Consider the following 17,179-nt stretch of genomic DNA (forward strand, 5'->3'; position numbering starts at 1 on the left):
AGCTGACAGAAGTGAAGATCTTCTCTGACTACATTCAAGATTTCCTCAAGATTTAGCGACCAGGCGCAAAGTTCATACTTTTTCGTGTCTTCTTATGCTACTATGACATTGAAATGATCTCTCGCTTTCAGGAGTTCTATAAGATGTCTCAAAAAATTCTTGTAATTGAAGATGAAGAAGGCATTGTGCACTTGATCCAGTTGTATCTGAAGGATGCTGGATATCAGGTGGTGATTGCCAGGGATGGCGCTGATGGCCTGGCTCTGCATGCGCGAGAGTCTCCTGATCTGGTGCTACTGGATATTATGTTGCCAGCCATTGATGGCTTTGAGGTGTGTCGTCGTATTCGGGCCTGGTCTCAGACTCCTATTTTGATGTTGACCGCTCGTGGTGACGAGGATGATCGCATTACCGGGCTGGAGATTGGTGCGGATGATTATCTGGTGAAGCCATTTAGTCCTCGGGAACTGGTGAGCCGTGTGCGTGCTATCTTGCGACGTGTCGGCAGTCATGAGGCATCTCAGGATCAGTCTACCAGCTCAAACACATCCGAACAGCGTGGAAAAGGGGATATCTTACGCTTTCCCGATCTGACGATTGACTTACTGGCTCGCCGCGTCGAGGTGCAGGGGTATGAGGTGGCTCTGACTCCCACGGAGTTCGATCTGCTGTCCTTATTAGCACGCTCTCCTGATCGTGTCTTTACGCGTGAAGTGTTGATGAATACTGTGTGGGGATATGATTATCTTGGCGATGGGCATACGATCGATGTCCATATGAGTGCTCTGCGCAAGAAGATTGATGTTGATCCCAATCAGCGCTATATTAAAACGGTCTGGCGTGTTGGCTACCGTTTTGAAGTAAAAGTGCACTCATCAACATAAGGATGATTATTATGCGTATACGTTGGCGTTTGGCGTTAGGTTCGATGCTTGTGGCTCTACTTGCGGCTGGCTTATTAGCCCTGACTGCCATCCTGGTAATTAACTACTATTATGGGAATGAGCAGGAAGCGAGTCTGAGGTTATTGGCGCACGCGAAGGCGCAAAATGTGAGTATTATCTATATTCACAAGCAAGAACTTCTTACTACAGGCGGTGCATCGGGGACGAGTGGACCAAGCACCGTCGTTTCCGCTACGACCCTATTGCAGTCGGTGCGTGAAGCTATGAATCCTCCAACCGCAAGCAATGAAGCGGACCCGGATCATCTCTATATATTTTTCAATCTACAGAAGAAGATGATCTATCCGCGTTCGATTGGTCATGGAAGCGCCTTTGTGGCTATCAATTCGGTTTTAAATCTCTCAGGTTCGGCCCACATCAATAATAATAGTCAGGGACAGGCTGATTTGAGGCTTGCGCTGAACAATGCTTTAAAAGGACAGGCGAGTGGTGGTCTGCTTGCCAAGCAGACACCAGTTACGACTGCGTTGCCGTTTCTCGTGGAACCTATCATCATACGGGGACATAATGGTAGCGCCGATCAGGTGATTGGCGCTGTGCTTGTGACACCTTTCTCGACCAGTATTCCGGCATTTGTAACCACGGTCGGATTGGCGGTTCTGATCGCGACTCCAATTATTGCCTTGTTGGTTGCTGCTGCTGCCAGCGTCTATTCTCTGACCATCACACGTCCGCTGGCCAAACTCACCCATGCCTCGCGCAAACTTGCCTCGGGAAACTATGACACTCAGGTCAGCGTAACTGGCCCCGGAGAACTGGGCGAATTGGCTCATACCTTTAATGAGATGGCCGCACAGCTGAAAAGCGATGTGAACGAGTTGCGGCGGCAGGAGATCTGGCGGCGCGAATTAATTATGAATGTGACGCATGACCTGGCTACTCCTCTGACGGCCATTGCGGGATTGGGCGAAGCTCTGGCCGATGGGATCAATCAGAGCTATGAAGATTATGAGGCCACTGGACGCATTATCGTACGCGAGACGCTACGCTTACGTCGTCTGGTCCAGGATCTCCACGTGATGGCAAAGGTTGAAGCGCGAGCCCTACTGCCTCAACTGAAATCCTTGCGTCTGGCGGCACTCGTCGATGAAACCTTTGCGGCGCTCGCCACCGAATTTGAGCGTTATCAGATCGAACCGGTGAACTCCGTTTCCTATAGTTTTCCTCCTGTGCAGGCCGATGCGGATATGCTGACCCGTGTTTTTTCCAATCTCTTTAATAACGCGCTGCACTACACGCCGGCTGGAGGACAGATCATCGTTGATGCTCATGTGGCAGAAAAGAATATCGTGGTGTCGATTACCGATACGGGGAGCGGTATTCCCGAGGAATCGCTTCCGCGTATCTTTGATCGTTTCTATCGAGCTGACGACGCTCGTCAATCCAGTAGCGGTGGGAGCGGTCTTGGCTTAGCCATTGTGCAAGCTATCATCGATGTCCATGGTGGCACCGTCTGGGCCGAAAATGTCCCCGATATTGGAGCGCGTATCTCTTTTACGCTCCCTCTCCAGGCTGATGAAGCGTCTCTGACGACGCAACCTTTAGTACAAAGCCACTCCTGACAGGTTATAGGTGATACGTTCCTGCTTATGCCGTCATAACATCAGGGATGTATCACCACTGCCTCCTCCATAGCCCATACGCGTAGTTCGCTCGACTCACTTTATGCATCAATGATATAATTTGAAGCAACTCATGGGAGCGATTTTACTTTTTATGTTGAGATGAAAACTATGGAATATGATTCATCTCTAATTGTGTGTGGCAGCCGTATATTTTATATAATATTTGGATATCTGATCTTTATATGGATGAAGAAGCAAAAGAGAATGTAGATGAATGCGAATATTCCAGCCCTGGGCTCTATCTGGGAAGCGAGCTCTGATGGTGTTGCTTTAGTCAATGATGAGCGGAAATTTATCGAGGCGAATACTGCTTTCGGTCATATTTTTGGCTTGACTCCATTGCAGCTCATGGGCCGCTCCTGTGCTGATATCTTTGGCTGTCAGACACGCGAACGTCCCATAAGTTGCCAGCATAGCTGTATGATTGAGCAGGCGTTCGCGCAGGGAGAGTCGCTGCCCTACACGGAGATGGATGTCTCTATTCAGGAGACTGCTCATGTGTTAGGTTTGAGTGTTTCTCCCGTTGCTGTGAAGAATGAAGCTGTCTGTCTGCTGGTGGCGCGTGATATGACGTCTATTCGTGATGCGACGCGCAGTCGAGCGAAATTTTTGTCGATGATTACTCATGAGCTTCGTTCACCTTTAAATGCGATCAATGGTTATCTGGATCTTGCTTTGTTAGGAGTCGGAGGCGAACTGGCTCCACAGCATCGTGAGTTTGTGCAGCGAGCACGCGCTGGCAGTGAACATCTTTATGCACTACTCGAGGACTTGCTCCTGATCTCGCGTGCCGACTCTGGACAGATACAGTTGAATCGAGAGATTATTACTCTCTCTGAGGTTATTGAAAACGCTGTTGAAGAATTAGAATTGACGGCCGCCGATAATGGTATTCAGATCCATGTGACTATTGCTTCAGACCTTCCTCGCTTATATGCGGATGCTTTACGTTTACAACAGGTACTACGTAATCTTATCAACAATGCTCTTCAGTTTACACCTTCCGGTGGGGAGGTGAATATTACTGCGGTTGCGGGTGGCCGTAAATCCAATTCCTCTTCCGCTATGGCATCTGCTCTTGAGCCCGACGAGGACGAAGAGCAGCGTATGATTACTTTGCAAGTGCGGGATACTGGCTGTGGTATTGAACCAGAGTTTCAGGAGCGCATCTTTGAACGCTTCTTTCAGGTGCAAAATGAGCATGCCAGACACGCTGGAGGACAGGGTTTAGGTCTGGCCATTGTCAAGATGATTGTGGAACTACACGGTGGTACTGTGACGCTTGAAAGCGCTCCAGGCCAGGGAAGCACCTTTACGTGTCTTCTTCCATGCTTGCTACATTAAGAAAACTGGTTTTTCCTGCCAAATTCCCATCGCGTAAGCAGGGCCGTCACGTGGAGTATTTCTCTTTGCTTCTTGCCTTACCCTTGACGTGCCTATGATTGCGTGCTATGCTCAATTTATTCCAATATGTTCCTTGTTGTTGAGAAGCCAGGAATAAGCTCGGTAGTAGAAGCTTGCGCAATCAAGCTTTTGTACATGGGAAGGAGACAGACTGTGGGTATGCTACGAGTCATGTCACGTCGCGGCGATGATCGGATCACCTGGGATTCCCAGAAGGTTGAAACTCACGATCCGGATGCTGAAGCGGCTGTTCGAGAGGCTGAGCGTATTTTTACCGACGAACGTCGCAAGGGAGCCACAGCCTTCAGAGTAGAGGATGGTAAAACTGTAGAGCGTATCGACAAGTTTGATCGTAATGCCGAGCAAATTGTCCTCGTGCCTCGCGTTGTCGGTGGTGAGGAGTAGAACTGGCTTATGTTAGAGACGCTAAGTTTGTTCCTCGGTATCTGGTTGCTGTTTCTTCTGCTCGCGATTTACTACCTCTCGCAATCACCTGATGGGAGCGTTGGCCGTTTACGCGAGTCCGTTAGCGAGCATCTCTCGGCCGAAAGTAGAGCCAAAGCCCTGATGCGCGAGATGCTTTCCGAGCACCAATATCAGCAATTGATCAAGTTTGGCTACCTTGAAGTCCCCAGCCCCACGATGGATAGCCGTATCTATCGCATACCGGGCGGCGGCGGACTGGTTAAGGTCTACGAGCGTGGTTGTGCTGTCATGGAACTCTGTCTACAGCCAGCCGAGCCGCTGCCAGATGGCGATGTGGTCGTCATGCACAAGTTGATGATTGAGGCCAACGAACAGGAATACTTGCAGAAAGCGAATCATTTCGCGCCAGGCATCATCTCATTGCGTTGCCAGCATCTCTAAACCGGCTCTCAGATAAGGATATCCATTGTTTGGGCTGCATTGAGGTATGATTTTATCTATCATCTTGTGCAGTCTATTCATTGTTTTCTATCTTGTCTCGATAAACCATCTTTTTGGAGGGGTTCATCCAGTTGATCAAAGTAAGATAATCAACTGGATGAGCCCTTCTGCTATTTTCCCGCTATGTTATGATTGGGTTGTGAATGCTGCTCTTAACCGATCTATGAATATCACTCTGTCAAAGGTCATTCGCACCGATGTAGCATTGGAGACATACATCCCAATGGGCTGAGATGCCCACTGACGTATACGAACACGCTCCCCATGGGGTTCCATTGAGACATCTTCCTGCGGTGGATCGTTTCGTTTGTGTTGCTTCCAGCGGCACGTGGGACGTTTTCGTGCGAGACGTGACAGCACGGCGGAGCCGCGCCGCTACGTCGGCTGGCTCGGATGCCTGGTGCCAAGGAGCATTCTGGTCTGGTGCGATGACCGTTGATCGTTGATCGTGTAATATCACTAAAAGGCGTATACGTAAAAATCGATGGAGATAGTTGATATGACTACTGGTGAACGAAGTCCACAGGAAACTTCCAATGTGAAGGGAACGCAAGAGAAAATTGCTGAACTTCATAGCTTGCAAGCAGATGCGCTACGTGGTGGCGGCGAGAAGCGTATTGAGGCTCAGCACAAGAAGGGGAAATTGTCGGCGCGTGAGCGTCTGGATCTGTTGCTTGATCCCGGGAGCTTCAATGAACTGGATATGTTTGTGACCCATCGTACGAGCGATTTTGGTCTGGCGGATCAGAAGATCCTGGGCGATGGCGTTGTGACCGGCTATGGTAAGGTTGATGGCCGTCTGGTCTACGTGTTTTCGCAGGATTTTACTGTCTTTGGAGGCTCACTCTCTGAAGCACATGCCGAAAAGATCTGCAAGGTGATCGATATGGCTATGAAGATGGGAGCTCCTATTCTGGGCTTGAACGATTCTGGTGGTGCGCGTATCCAGGAGGGCGTGGTCAGCTTAGGTGCCTATGCCGATATATTTCTTCGTAATACCCTGGCCTCTGGCGTTGTGCCGCAGATCTCCGCGATTATGGGACCCTGTGCCGGTGGAGCAGTTTATTCGCCAGCGATCACCGATTTTATTTTTATGGTGGAAGAGGCCAGTTATATGTTTGTGACTGGCCCGAACGTGCTCAAGGCTGTGACGCACGAGGATGTCTCTTTTGAGGAGTTGGGTGGTGCCGCTGTACATAATAATACCAGTGGTGTGGCTCACTTTGCCTGCCCCAGCGAGCCTGACTGTATTCGTATGATTCGTCGACTCCTGAGTTTTCTCCCGTCCAATAATCTGGATGATCCTCCTCTGCTGACGCCCAATGATGTCCCCAATCGCCTGCTTGAGCCCCTTAATCAGATCATCCCGGATAATCCTGGCAAGCCCTACGATATGAAAGAAGTGTTGTCTCAGGTTGTCGATGATGGGGATTTCTTTGAGGTGCAGGAGCTCTTTGCCCAGAATATTATTGTTGGCTTCGCTCGCCTTAATGGACGCTCAATCGGTATTGTGGCGCAGCAACCTCGTATTCTTGCGGGCGTGCTTGATATCAATGCCTCCGATAAAGCTGCACGTTTCGTACGCTTTTGCGATTGTTTTAATGTCCCTCTGATTACCTTTGTGGATGTCCCTGGCTTCCTGCCGGGGGTGGGACAGGAACATGCGGGCATTATTCGCCATGGAGCCAAGCTTCTTTACGCCTATTGCGAGGCTACGGTTCCCAAGATTACCGTTATCACCCGGAAAGCCTATGGCGGTGCCTATGATGTTATGAGTAGTAAGCATATTCGTGGCGATCTTAATTATGCCTGGCCGACGGCTGAGATTGCTGTGATGGGGGCTGATGGCGCAGTGAATATTCTCTTTAAAGATGAGATTGCTCGTGCTGCTGATCCCGAACTGCGACGGCAGGAGCTGATTGCTGAATACAATATGAAATTTACCAATCCTTATATTGCTGCCAGCCGTGGTTATATCGATGAAGTGATTGAACCAGCTTATACGCGTATCAAGCTGATCAATGCCCTGGAGATGCTTAAAAATAAACGCGATACGAATCCTCCTAAGAAGCACGGGAACATTCCCCTCTGATTTTCATCAGCAGGTGCTGGCCAGAAAGTGGCTATTCTTGCTAGCACTCTGCTGCGTTCAAGCTGTATGTCGCCGCTGGTGACTCTCTCAGGCCGCCAGAGACATGATCACCACAAAGCGTCCTGTTTTGCCATGTTCTTTACGATGTGAGAAGAACTGTTCTGTATGGCAACTGGTACAGATGTGCATGACTTCAATGTGTTCGGGCAGGAGCCCGGCTGCCAAGAGCTGATTACGATTGGTTTCCTGTAGATCAACTCTCAGGCTGGGTCCAGTCTCCAACTGAAGCGTTGAGAAGACCGCTGAACTCGCTATCTGCTCCTGATATTCCGGCCGCGTAGGCATCGTCTCGAAGGCTTGTCGACCCAGAAAGATATCCTCTACTTCCTGAGAAACTTCGTAGCAGCAAGGTCCAATCGCGGGAGCTATTCCAGCATAGATATGCTCCGGCTGGCTGCCAAAACGTGCTTGCATTTCCGCAACGGTTGCCAGCACGATACCTCGTGCAGTCCCACGCCAGCCGCCGTGTGCAATCCCGAAGACTTGTTTCATAGGATCATAAAAAGTTATCGGTACACAGTCGGCAAACGAGAGGGCTAACGCTGTCTCTCGTTCTTGACTGATCAGCGCGTCGCCCTGACGTATCGTGGCGGGGCTCCAGGGACGTTCATAGTAAGAGGTGTTAGCCCAGTCGGTACGCCATTCGTCGTGACTATCAAATATCTGAACATTGGCTCCATGGACCTGCCATAAGGTTACGTTGGGTCGGTCGGAGAGTTCAAGTGCCTGGAGTGCCAGTTGACGGTTGCGAATGACGTTTGGAATGCTATCTCCGCCGCCCCAGGGCGGCGTTGATGTGTTCAGGCTTTTATATGGCTCTTCGCTGTAGCCACCATGGCGCGTGAAGATACCATGAATGAGTTCTGGGAAGGCGCTGTAGTGGCTAAACTGTAGATAATGGACGTTTTCGTATTGTTGTTCGATCAACATGACTCCTTTTTGTTGATAGATCAAGAAAGCTTTTCCATTATTGTAGCATACAGCATGCTAGCCACTTGTATGACAGCTTTGTGTATCTCCCAGCCCGAAGATTTTATTAATCACAGGTTGGATGTTGACACAATTGGGCTGGACAATATCTTGCTCGGCCCCGATCGATGTATCATAGACGGTCGTGAGGTCTCCATAATCCTCGCTGCCTGAACCGACTCCTAACGTGATATGCTGGATCGGATTATTGAGCAATGTACGCCCATAGTTAGCAAATGCGAGCATCTCCTGTTCATTCAGATCTGTATAAATATTCCCCGACAGATCGCTGAGCAATTGCGAAAAGTTTTCAATAATGGTTGTGACGTTGAGTTTCAATTTAAGCGCCTCAAGCACTTGTTGCTGACGTTGTGTGCGTCCGATATCTCCAACCAGATCTGAGTGGCGTGAGCGTACATATTCAAGTGCTTCTTGTCCATTCAGATGCTGGGGGCCAGCGGCTATATAGATGCGTTTGTATGCAAAAGTGTCCCCGGCATTGCTTCCCTGTCCGACATCATTGGGATAGTTATCGTCTACAATTGGATGCTCAACATCCACATCGACACCTCCCAATGTGTCAATGACCTTTGAAAAGCCATCCAATCCCACCCAGGCATAGCGATCGATCGTAATGCCGTAGTCGGCCTCAACCGTTTCTCGCGCTACACGAACGCCATCTTCAAACTTTCCGCTTTGTTGTTCCCCCAGAAAGAACGCCTGATCAATCTTATGGAAGCCGAATCCTGGCACAGATACCCAGGAGTCGCGGGGAATTGAGACCATGGTGACCGTATTTTTGACGGTATCAACGTGGACGACCATCATCACTTGAGTCAGCACGCCTGGGAATGTGTATTTGCTATCATTGTCGCTGCCCAGCAACAGGATATTCCAGGATCTTCCCTTGATGACATCATAGACTGGGGCTGATGTGGCCGTCGCTTTGGGTGTGCTTTCCGACTTTGAGCGCGTCACGGGCCGATATATCTGGGCCAGCGGTTTTTGGATGTTGGTTTTGTAGTAGTAATAGCCAGTGCCTGCTGCAACTGCACCCAAAAATAATAATATTGCGAGCACGCTCAATAAAACTTTTGTCAATCGTGACAGAGGCTTCCTGGTTTTTTTTGCACTTGCTTGCTTGTTTGCTGTTTGATTAGTTACAGTTTGATCTATCTCATCTATTGTATCAGAAGATTTCGGCTCTTCAGAGATAATTACATTGTCTTCTTTTGAGGCGAGATCCGTCGTTTTTGTGGCTTTCTCGTCGTTGTTGATCTCAGTGTCTTCAGCGATCACCTCTTGATTTCTGGTTTCTGCTGCCTGATCCACTGTCGCATTATCTGGCTTGGGCTGGGTGATCTCCGAGATAGGGAATGTTTTTTGCTCATGCTTGACCGGTGATGGTCGCCGGGTACGTAATGGTTTTCTTGTGCGCACAAAAGAATCTTTTTTAGTAGTGCTAGAGTTTTTTAATTGTTTATTCATAGCGGCTATAGATAATTTGGTCTGCGTCGTAGTAGTAGATATCCAGGGCTGTGTGGCTTGATTAGATGATTCTGACTGATTTATAGGCAAAGTGATAGTATTGTCCGCTGCATCTGTCGTTGTTTCTGACTGCGGCATCTGTGCTACTTGATCCGACGAGGTGTCCTGCTCTTGATGCATAGATGTATCAAGAGCGTTCTGTTTCTCATCTTCCTGGTACGCTTTTTGCTTGCTGGTTGGTTCCTCTGAAGATGCAGGTGTATCGGAGCTCTTTGATTCTTCCCAGTTATTCTCATTGGGGGGAGATGGTGCCATCTTTTATATAACTCTTTTCGTTCTGTAATAGTATTCCGAATTAGAAAAATGAATTGTGAAATGAGTTGCCTGGATGTATTTGCTCTGCCAAATATAACAATGAACATCACTGATCATGCTGCTTTAAACGATTCCGAAGAAAATAGCTCCCTCTTTTATCTCGTACATCTGGTTCAAATGTCACAAATGATCTCTCTGACCAATTGCTGAAGAACGATTGAGAGCTTGCTGTACTTTATATACTCATGAAGCGATGACAAGGTAACACTGTTTGATGAGTTAAGATAAGCGAGTATGGTGCGAGTAGATCAGGATAGCTATTATCTGCAAGTGTGCTCTATCCCACCTAAATAAATAATGCATTAGCTTTTAGAATCGTCGCGCCTGGCGCCAGGATGGCTATTGTCCTCTGTGATAAGGTGATATAGTGGAGCCGAAAGAAGTTATCGTCTTAGTATATCTTGCGTCTGGAGGTTGTTTTATGACTATTGAGCGTATCCAACAGGTGTTGCGCGAGGCTGACCTGGATGGCTGGCTTTTCTATGATTTTCGCAAATCAAATCCTATCGCCTATCAGATTCTCGCTTTACCTATCGATACGATGTATACGCGACGCTGGTTCTATTATGTGCCCGCTGAAGGGACTCCGGTTGCGATTATTAGTGCAGTTGAACCTCATGTTTTAAGTTCGTTACCGGGAGAGCGGATGCTCTTTCAGAACTGGCAAGGAATGCATTCTCAATTGCAAGCATTACTCCCTGTTGCGGGACGCGTTGCAATGGAATACTCTCCTTTGAACGCCATCCCCTATGTTTCTCGGGTCGATGCTGGTACTGTCGAGCTTATCCGCTCGTTTGGGGTAGAGGTCGTGACTTCCGCCAATCTTGCTCAGTACTTTATCTCACAACTCAGCGTGGAACAGATTTATACTCATCGGGAAGCTGGACGTCGCCTGATCGCAGCCAAGGATGTACTTTTTGCACAGCTTGGTGCCGATCTGGCTGCGGGATTAGAACTGAATGAGTATGCCGTGCAGCAGCGTTTTGTGGCATTGATTCAGGAAGCTGGATTGGATATCCCTGATGATGAGTTTCCTATTGTGGCTGTCAATGGAAATGCCAGCAATCCACATTATGAGCCAACCGCTTTGACATATAGCCCTATCCAACGCGGAGACCTGATCCTGTTTGACTTCTGGGCCAAACTATCTGAGCCTGGCGCTGTCTTTGGCGATTATACCTGGGTCGCCTTTGCGGGCACGCGGGATGAGATTCCCGCTCGCCAGCAGGAGGTGTTTGAGGTAGTGAGAGACGCACGCGATAGCGCGATTGCGTTTGCACGCGAGAGTCTGGCTGCAGGACGTCCGGTGCGGGGCTGTGACGTTGATGATGTGGCACGTACCGTGATCACGAAAGCTGGCTATGCTGACTATTTTGTGCATCGTACTGGCCATAGTATCGGCACTGTTTTGCATGGAAACGGTGCCAATGTCGATAACTTCGAGACACAGGACGTACGTACCCTGCTTCCGAATACGCTCAATTCGATTGAGCCCGGTATCTATCTGCCGGAGTTTGGTATTCGTAGCGAAGTTGATCTGCTGGTGTTTGAGCAGGATGTTGAGGTCACTGGCGTACCTGTTCAGAATGAAATTTTTCCTCTTCTCTCATGATCTTGTGATGGACATCCCTGACGTGTAAGCTTGCCAGAGATGTCCATCAAAAAATTGGATAGCACTTACAACTCTCATATCCGTCTGGCGTAGATACTAGTGACATAAACATTTGTGATAGTCTTGCAAAGATGTATAACATCTTATTCTCTTTAAATTTCCTCTTGAGAGCCAGGGAGGCGTATATATGGGTAACCAATGGGATCAAGATCCTGATCCGACAAGGGGTCCATCCAGCCAGGATGAGATCGACAAACAACTGAAAGAAATAACGCGTGTCGTCAAGCAGGGAGCCAGTGAAGCACAGTTGCGCTTTAAGCGTGTGATTGACAAAGCTGGTGGCTATTGGCAGCAGGTACAGAGTCCTCCAACGCCTCATCGAGCCTCCGACACTGAAGAGCAGCGCCTGCGCCAACTGATCAATAATTGGAGCAGCGAGAACTGGCGTGTCACGCGTGATCTCGGCAACTACATGGATATCGTCTCTGTCACCACCGATGAGATATGGGAGATCTCTCTGGAAACACGTTGGGAGACGCGTTCATTAGAGATTATGAGTGAGCCTTACGCAGGTCGTAGCGCGGGTCGTCCCCAGCCGCTCCTGCCCGTCTGGGACTACGAGCTACCCGATGTGACAGGACTCAAGGCCCTGCCGACGCGTACGCGTCTTGAGGGTCTGGATGAAATTGTCTCCTGTACCAGTTGTAACAGCACTGGACATGTCCTTTGCTCGGGTTGTAACGGTCGAGGCTGGATCGTGTGTCCAGAATGTAAAGGTCGCACCAAGAAGCGCTGCACCACCTGTCGCGGACGTGGCTACGTGCCCGATTGGACGGCGGGACAGAAGAAGCCTTTTTTCAAGAAGCAGGCAGAAAATGTCGCTTCGAGTGTCACCAATAAATTCTCTGATGTCGTGGAAAACATTCGCCAGCAGGGAGTGCCAATTGCCAATCCGATTGATACCGATCCAGCCAGTAAGGGGCCGACCGTGCCCTGCCCGGATTGCGTCAATGGTGAGGTTGATTGCTCGTGTGGGAATGGAAAACGCGTCTGTACCACCTGTCAGGGAGCAAAAATGTCCCTCTGTTCCAACTGTGGCGGTACCGGAAAAGTCGTGCGACATCGTGAAGTAGCGCGTCGCTTTGATCTGCGCTCTCAGACACGCTTCCTGGGTGAGACTGTGATCCCAACCCAGCAGCTCGGCAAAGTTGAGGGAGATCTGGTCTACAGCTCTGAGACCAATGAAACGTTATATATGGATGCACCGCCCAATCTTGTACCGCTTGATGTCTGGCGGACCGCCGTTGATCTTGTAGAGTCCGAGCGTAAGGTGACCGAGAAACCTGGACTTGATGCTCAAGCTTCCCCGCGCCCAACCTTACAGGTAATCGAGCTCTTACGTATCCCATACACGATAGTTCGCTATCGTTATGCCGATCAAGATTATGTATTATATATCTATGATACCGAAGGCAATGAGAAAATTTACTCTGATCGTATGCCTGCTCGTTGGGATCGTGTAGAGCGTCTGGTGAAAGCGATCACGACAGATCTCCGTACTCCAGCCGCCCCTGAGAATGGCAAGGAAAGCAACTCTTCCACGAACCAGGGCTATAGCGGAGGCTATCGCGTCCCGGTAGAAGTTCCTCCCGTTGTTGTGGTTGAAGAGGACGATGAGGAGACTCCTCCTTATACGAACTAAACGTAACGTTGTACGCTCACTTACGTAGCGGCGCGGCTCCGCCGTGCTGTCAGTGGATCGTATGATTCTGCCTGGGTGCGTCTCGCAATGGAACGCTATGGGCAACGTAGTCGTACGAGTCACAGACAGCACGGCGGAGCCGCGCCGCTACGTAAGCTGGCTTGATCTTTTTGGGGAATACTATTTCTTCTTTGAAATGTATTGGATGCTGAGTGTATGGTGTGATCAAACAGGTTACGGTGCATCCTTAATGCTGTTGGAGGTAGGCGAGGAGTTCCTCGCGCTTGACCTGGATCTGTTTATTCTCAGTCTTCTCCTGGCCGATCTGCATCTGCTTGACTGAGACGGTTCCGTTTGCCAGTTCGTCGTCGCCAATGATCAGCGAGAATGTTGATCCCGATGAGTTGGCTTGCTTCATCTGGGATTTATTGCTCCGCTCTCCATAGCTGGTAGACGCTTTGATACCTGCCTGACGAAGTTCGGCTGTGAGCTTTATCGCAGCATCCTTCAAGGTTTGTGTCTTCCCAAAGTAGACGACGAAGGCTAGCGGCTTGGGCTCCGCTGGCGGAACTATCTCCTGGCGCTTGAGCTCCAGTATGACTCGTTCGATACCCACACCAAAGCCAATGGCAGGAGTGTGTGCTCCGCCAAAGATCTCTGCCATTCCATCATAGCGTCCACCGCCGTTCAAGGCCACGTTGTCGCGTTCAGAAGTAAACTCGAAGACCGTACGTGTATAGTAATCCAGGCCACGAACGATCAGTTTGTCGATCGTGAACGGGACCTCATAGAAGTTCAGGTAGCGCTGGACAGCATCAAAGTGTTGCTGGCAGGGCTCACAAAGGTTATCAGTGATGCGTGGTGCGCCTGCAATCTTGGCCTGATCCTGAGGCTTCTTACAGTCGAGCAACCTGAGTGGATTTTTGTGAAAACGAATCTGACAGTCATCACAACAATGCTCCAGCAGCGGTGCGTAGTATGCTTTCAGCTTCTCGATGTACTGTGGACGACAATTCTGATCCCCGATGCTGTTGATGTTGATGCGGATATTTTTTAAGCCGATACGTGTATAGATCTGATGCAGCATCCCGATTAATTCAGCATCAATCGCTGGATCTTCTTCGCCAAGTGCCTCGCAGCCAAATTGATGATGTTCGCGTAGGCGTCCAGCCTGTGGTCGCTCGCGCCGGAAGATGGGCAAGCTGAGATAAAAGAGTTTCACTGGCTGAGCCAATGTAAACATCCCGTGCTCCAGATACGCACGGACAACGCTTGCGGTCCCCTCAGGGCGTAGCGAAATGTTTTGTCGACGCCCCTCTTTATCGGCCCGATCATCGAAACTATACATCTCGTGCTCAACGATATCGGTCCCCTCGCCGGCCGTGCGGCGAAAGACCGAGGTCTCTTCAAGCAAGGGTGTCTCGATGCGCTGATAGCCATAAAGGCTTGCCACCTCAGAGGCGACGTTTTCGATCAAGCGCCAATAGGGTTGTTCATCTGGTAAAATGTCTTTAAAGCCCTGTAAGGCTCTGTACTGTTCTGGCATAGTGCCTTATTAATCCTCCACGCACATACAAGTTCCCGTTATTATAGCAGATAGAGCCAACTTCGTACTCCTGGCATGGAGAGCTTGTGTTGCCGTAGAATAATTAGTATCTATGGTTGTTCTCAACCTTTGATAGTGACCGTGTTATGTATAGTTCGTCGTTATGTAACGAACCTATTTTCTTTGCAATTACGCATCATAGAAGGATATTTGTTAATGGCACAGGCGAGCGAAAAACCCTGGCAAAGGGATACAGCAACGGCTGCGCAGGATGGCGGGCAGATAGATGACTCATCGCTCATGCACCGTATCTCTTTCTTTATCTCGCACCATCCCTGGATCGTCTGCCTGCTCTTGATCGGTGTGGCACTACTGCTGAATCTCTACGAGCTTGGCAAGCCCGGCATCTGGTTTGATGAGGCATTCTCTGTCGAATTGGCGCGTCAGCCATTTCCCCTACTCTGGCGTACCATTTTTGGTCCCGAGCCGAATATGGAACTGTATTATATCTTTCTCCACTTCTGGTTGCTGCTGACTGCCGCATTCGGACTCCATCCCGTTGAATGGGTCGTACGTTTGCCTTCGGCGCTGTGTGCGGCACTCAGTACAGGAGTGATCTTCTGGTTTGGACGACGCTATCTGGGAACAATGATTGCGGCACTGGCCGCGCTATTATATGCCAGTAATTATTTGCAGCTGATCTATGCACAGCAGACGCGCTCATATGCTCTCCAGTTATTGCTTCTCTGTCTGGCCTGGCTGGCTTTGCTGTCTGCTTTGCAGGATGCCCATGGACAGAAGCGCTGGTGGTCTCTGTATGTCGTGATGACGGTACTGGCGATATACGCTCATCTGTTTAGTATACTGATCTTATTTGCGCAATGCGTGGCGATCGCCGGCCTATTTGTGTTGTCACCTCAGTGGAGAGCACGCATCAGTCGCCGTGCGCTGGTTTTTGTGGGCTGTCTGCTATTGATTGGCATCTTGAGTGTGCCTATGCTTATTGAGAGCCTGCATGGACCCAAGACCGGTTGGCTTCCAGTGCCTCGTGTGCAAGAACTATTCTCTCTCGTGACGATCATCAGCGGAGATAATATTCGCTATCTGTCGGTGATGAGCATCGGCATCCTCTGCGCTGTGGTGTTAATTGGATGCGCGGTGTTGATCCGACGCGTGGCTCGCTTAGCTCGCTGGTCGGATACACATCCTCGCATTTCCCGTAACCTTGAGCCTCTCTACGATCTGTGGCCGTTTGTCTGGATGATGTTGTGCTGGCTAATTCTGCCCGTTGTGGTAAGCTACCTCGTTTCGCAGGGCTCCGTGCGGCTCTTTTCGACGCGCTATCTCGTCGTGATTGTGCCCTCCTTTTGCTTGCTGGCGGCACTGGTCGTGATAGTATTCCGTCAGGTAGCTGTACGCATTATACTGAGCTGTATCTTGCTTGGATCTGCTCTCTTAGTGGTGCCTCATTACTATCAGAATGCGCAGGTGGAGGACTGGAATAGCACGGTCCATTGGATGTTGGCACGCTATCAGTCAGGGGATGGTCTGGTCTGTTATGATAATACAGTAACACAAGGATGCCAGATTGCTGTAGAATATTATCTAGATGCATATCCGCAACAGGGAGCCTCTTTTTCTGCTGATACGCCAGGAGCTTTCTCCTGGGAGAAATTTAGCACCAATACGCCCCAGGAAAATCCAGAGTTAGCCTTGCAGCCGGCGGCATTGTCTGCTTTTGCTCGTCAGCACACGCGACTTTTTATGATTACTGGACGTGTAGCTACTGGCGCTGATGCTGTCCATGTGAAGCAGACACAACAATGGTTGGATCAGCACTACCATTTTGAGACACAGATTAGCACGTCGACTGTCGTGATTCGTTTGTATATGACTCACTAGTACCTGTTTTCTGTGCGCTGATTGAATGTATGATACTATTAAGAATACGTCTACTATAATTGTTTGTCAGATGACCTATGATGAGGTTTTCTGGTACGTCAAACATAGGTGGAGCTGAAGATGCCCGGTTCATTTAATGACATGTATAGCAATTTACCTAACGCTGTTTTTCTTGAGAAGGCCCGCAAACAATTGGAGCAAGGGGTTGATGGTCTGGCTTGTGCCGATGCATATGCCGATCAGGGTAAACCCGACTTTACGTTAGCTCATCTCCTTTTGGCGGATGCTCCTGATGAGTTGAAGCGGGATATTCTGGCTCGGTCCTATGAGCGACGTGCAGAAATCACTGACGAGAGATCTGATGCCTTCGCGCAGCAATTTCATCGTCCTTTCCCCTTAGTGAGGCTTGAAGCCCAAAAAGATCGTATGTCTGCCCAACAGGTTCGGCAAGGGAAACGTGTACGTAGAGGTACAAAGTCGCTCTCGATGAACTGATACTGATGTCTTCTGTC

The 17,179-nt window shown here is 49.5% G+C and carries 14 protein-coding genes; 11 read left to right on the top strand and 3 right to left on the bottom strand.

Annotated features, from left to right (window positions below; translation table 11 throughout):
- Nucleotides 1–143: 143 nt before the first annotated feature.
- The 7 genes from AC27N8_RS25140 (at nt 144) to AC27N8_RS25170 (ending at nt 7,013) form a co-directional block, all read left to right on the top strand.
- Nucleotides 144–884, top strand: coding sequence for a response regulator transcription factor (locus AC27N8_RS25140; protein WP_487070546.1), 741 nt, complete (start codon nt 144–146; stop codon nt 882–884).
- A gap of 11 nt (nt 885–895) precedes the next feature.
- Nucleotides 896–2,527: a sensor histidine kinase gene (locus tag AC27N8_RS25145; protein WP_487070548.1), complete on the top strand. Its 1,632-nt coding sequence runs from the start codon at nt 896–898 to the stop codon at nt 2,525–2,527.
- 273 nt (nt 2,528–2,800) lie between these two features.
- A complete protein-coding gene (locus AC27N8_RS25150; RefSeq protein WP_487070550.1) occupies nt 2,801–3,934 on the top strand; it encodes a sensor histidine kinase in 1,134 nt (377 codons plus the stop codon).
- 219 nt (nt 3,935–4,153) lie between these two features.
- Nucleotides 4,154–4,399, top strand: coding sequence for a hypothetical protein (locus AC27N8_RS25155; protein WP_487074749.1), 246 nt, complete (start codon nt 4,154–4,156; stop codon nt 4,397–4,399).
- 9 nt (nt 4,400–4,408) lie between these two features.
- On the top strand, nt 4,409–4,861 hold the full coding sequence (locus AC27N8_RS25160) for a hypothetical protein (RefSeq protein WP_487070552.1): 453 nt from the start codon (nt 4,409–4,411) through the stop codon (nt 4,859–4,861).
- 293 nt (nt 4,862–5,154) lie between these two features.
- Nucleotides 5,155–5,367 (top strand): hypothetical protein, encoded by a 213-nt coding sequence (locus AC27N8_RS25165; RefSeq protein ID WP_487070554.1) that lies wholly within the window; start codon nt 5,155–5,157, stop codon nt 5,365–5,367.
- 53 nt (nt 5,368–5,420) lie between these two features.
- Nucleotides 5,421–7,013 carry an acyl-CoA carboxylase subunit beta gene (locus AC27N8_RS25170; protein ID WP_487070556.1) on the top strand — a complete coding sequence of 531 codons (1,593 nt, stop codon included), beginning with the start codon at nt 5,421–5,423 and terminating at the stop codon, nt 7,011–7,013.
- Between the two features lie 87 nt (nt 7,014–7,100).
- On the opposite strand, the gene pgeF is transcribed toward AC27N8_RS25170, so the two are convergent.
- Nucleotides 7,101–8,027: a peptidoglycan editing factor PgeF gene (pgeF, locus tag AC27N8_RS25175; protein WP_487070558.1), complete on the bottom strand. Its 927-nt coding sequence runs from the start codon at nt 8,025–8,027 to the stop codon at nt 7,101–7,103.
- A gap of 33 nt (nt 8,028–8,060) precedes the next feature.
- Nucleotides 8,061–9,845: an LCP family protein gene (locus tag AC27N8_RS25180; protein ID WP_487070560.1), complete on the bottom strand. Its 1,785-nt coding sequence runs from the start codon at nt 9,843–9,845 to the stop codon at nt 8,061–8,063.
- A gap of 481 nt (nt 9,846–10,326) precedes the next feature.
- Here AC27N8_RS25180 and AC27N8_RS25185 point away from each other — a divergent pair, with 481 nt between their 5' ends.
- Nucleotides 10,327–11,517: a M24 family metallopeptidase gene (locus AC27N8_RS25185; protein WP_487070562.1), complete on the top strand. Its 1,191-nt coding sequence runs from the start codon at nt 10,327–10,329 to the stop codon at nt 11,515–11,517.
- Nucleotides 11,518–11,704: 187 nt separating this feature from the next.
- Nucleotides 11,705–13,219, top strand: a complete 1,515-nt coding sequence (locus AC27N8_RS25190; RefSeq protein WP_487070564.1) for a DnaJ-like cysteine-rich domain-containing protein — start codon at nt 11,705–11,707, stop codon at nt 13,217–13,219.
- Between the two features lie 247 nt (nt 13,220–13,466).
- On the opposite strand, the gene hisS is transcribed toward AC27N8_RS25190, so the two are convergent.
- The gene (gene hisS, locus AC27N8_RS25195) at nt 13,467–14,765 is read right to left on the bottom strand and encodes a histidine--tRNA ligase (RefSeq protein ID WP_487070566.1); all 1,299 of its coding nucleotides are present in this window, start codon (nt 14,763–14,765) and stop codon (nt 13,467–13,469) included.
- Between the two features lie 216 nt (nt 14,766–14,981).
- Between hisS and AC27N8_RS25200 the strand changes: the two genes are divergently transcribed.
- Together AC27N8_RS25200 and AC27N8_RS25205 are read left to right on the top strand one after the other, a co-directional pair.
- Entirely contained in the window at nt 14,982–16,667 is a 1,686-nt protein-coding gene (locus AC27N8_RS25200) for a glycosyltransferase family 39 protein (protein WP_487070568.1), read from the top strand.
- 120 nt (nt 16,668–16,787) lie between these two features.
- Nucleotides 16,788–17,162 (top strand): hypothetical protein, encoded by a 375-nt coding sequence (locus AC27N8_RS25205; protein WP_487070570.1) that lies wholly within the window; start codon nt 16,788–16,790, stop codon nt 17,160–17,162.
- Nucleotides 17,163–17,179 lie beyond the last annotated feature (17 nt).

The organism is Dictyobacter sp. Z7_2 (assembly GCF_057551105.1).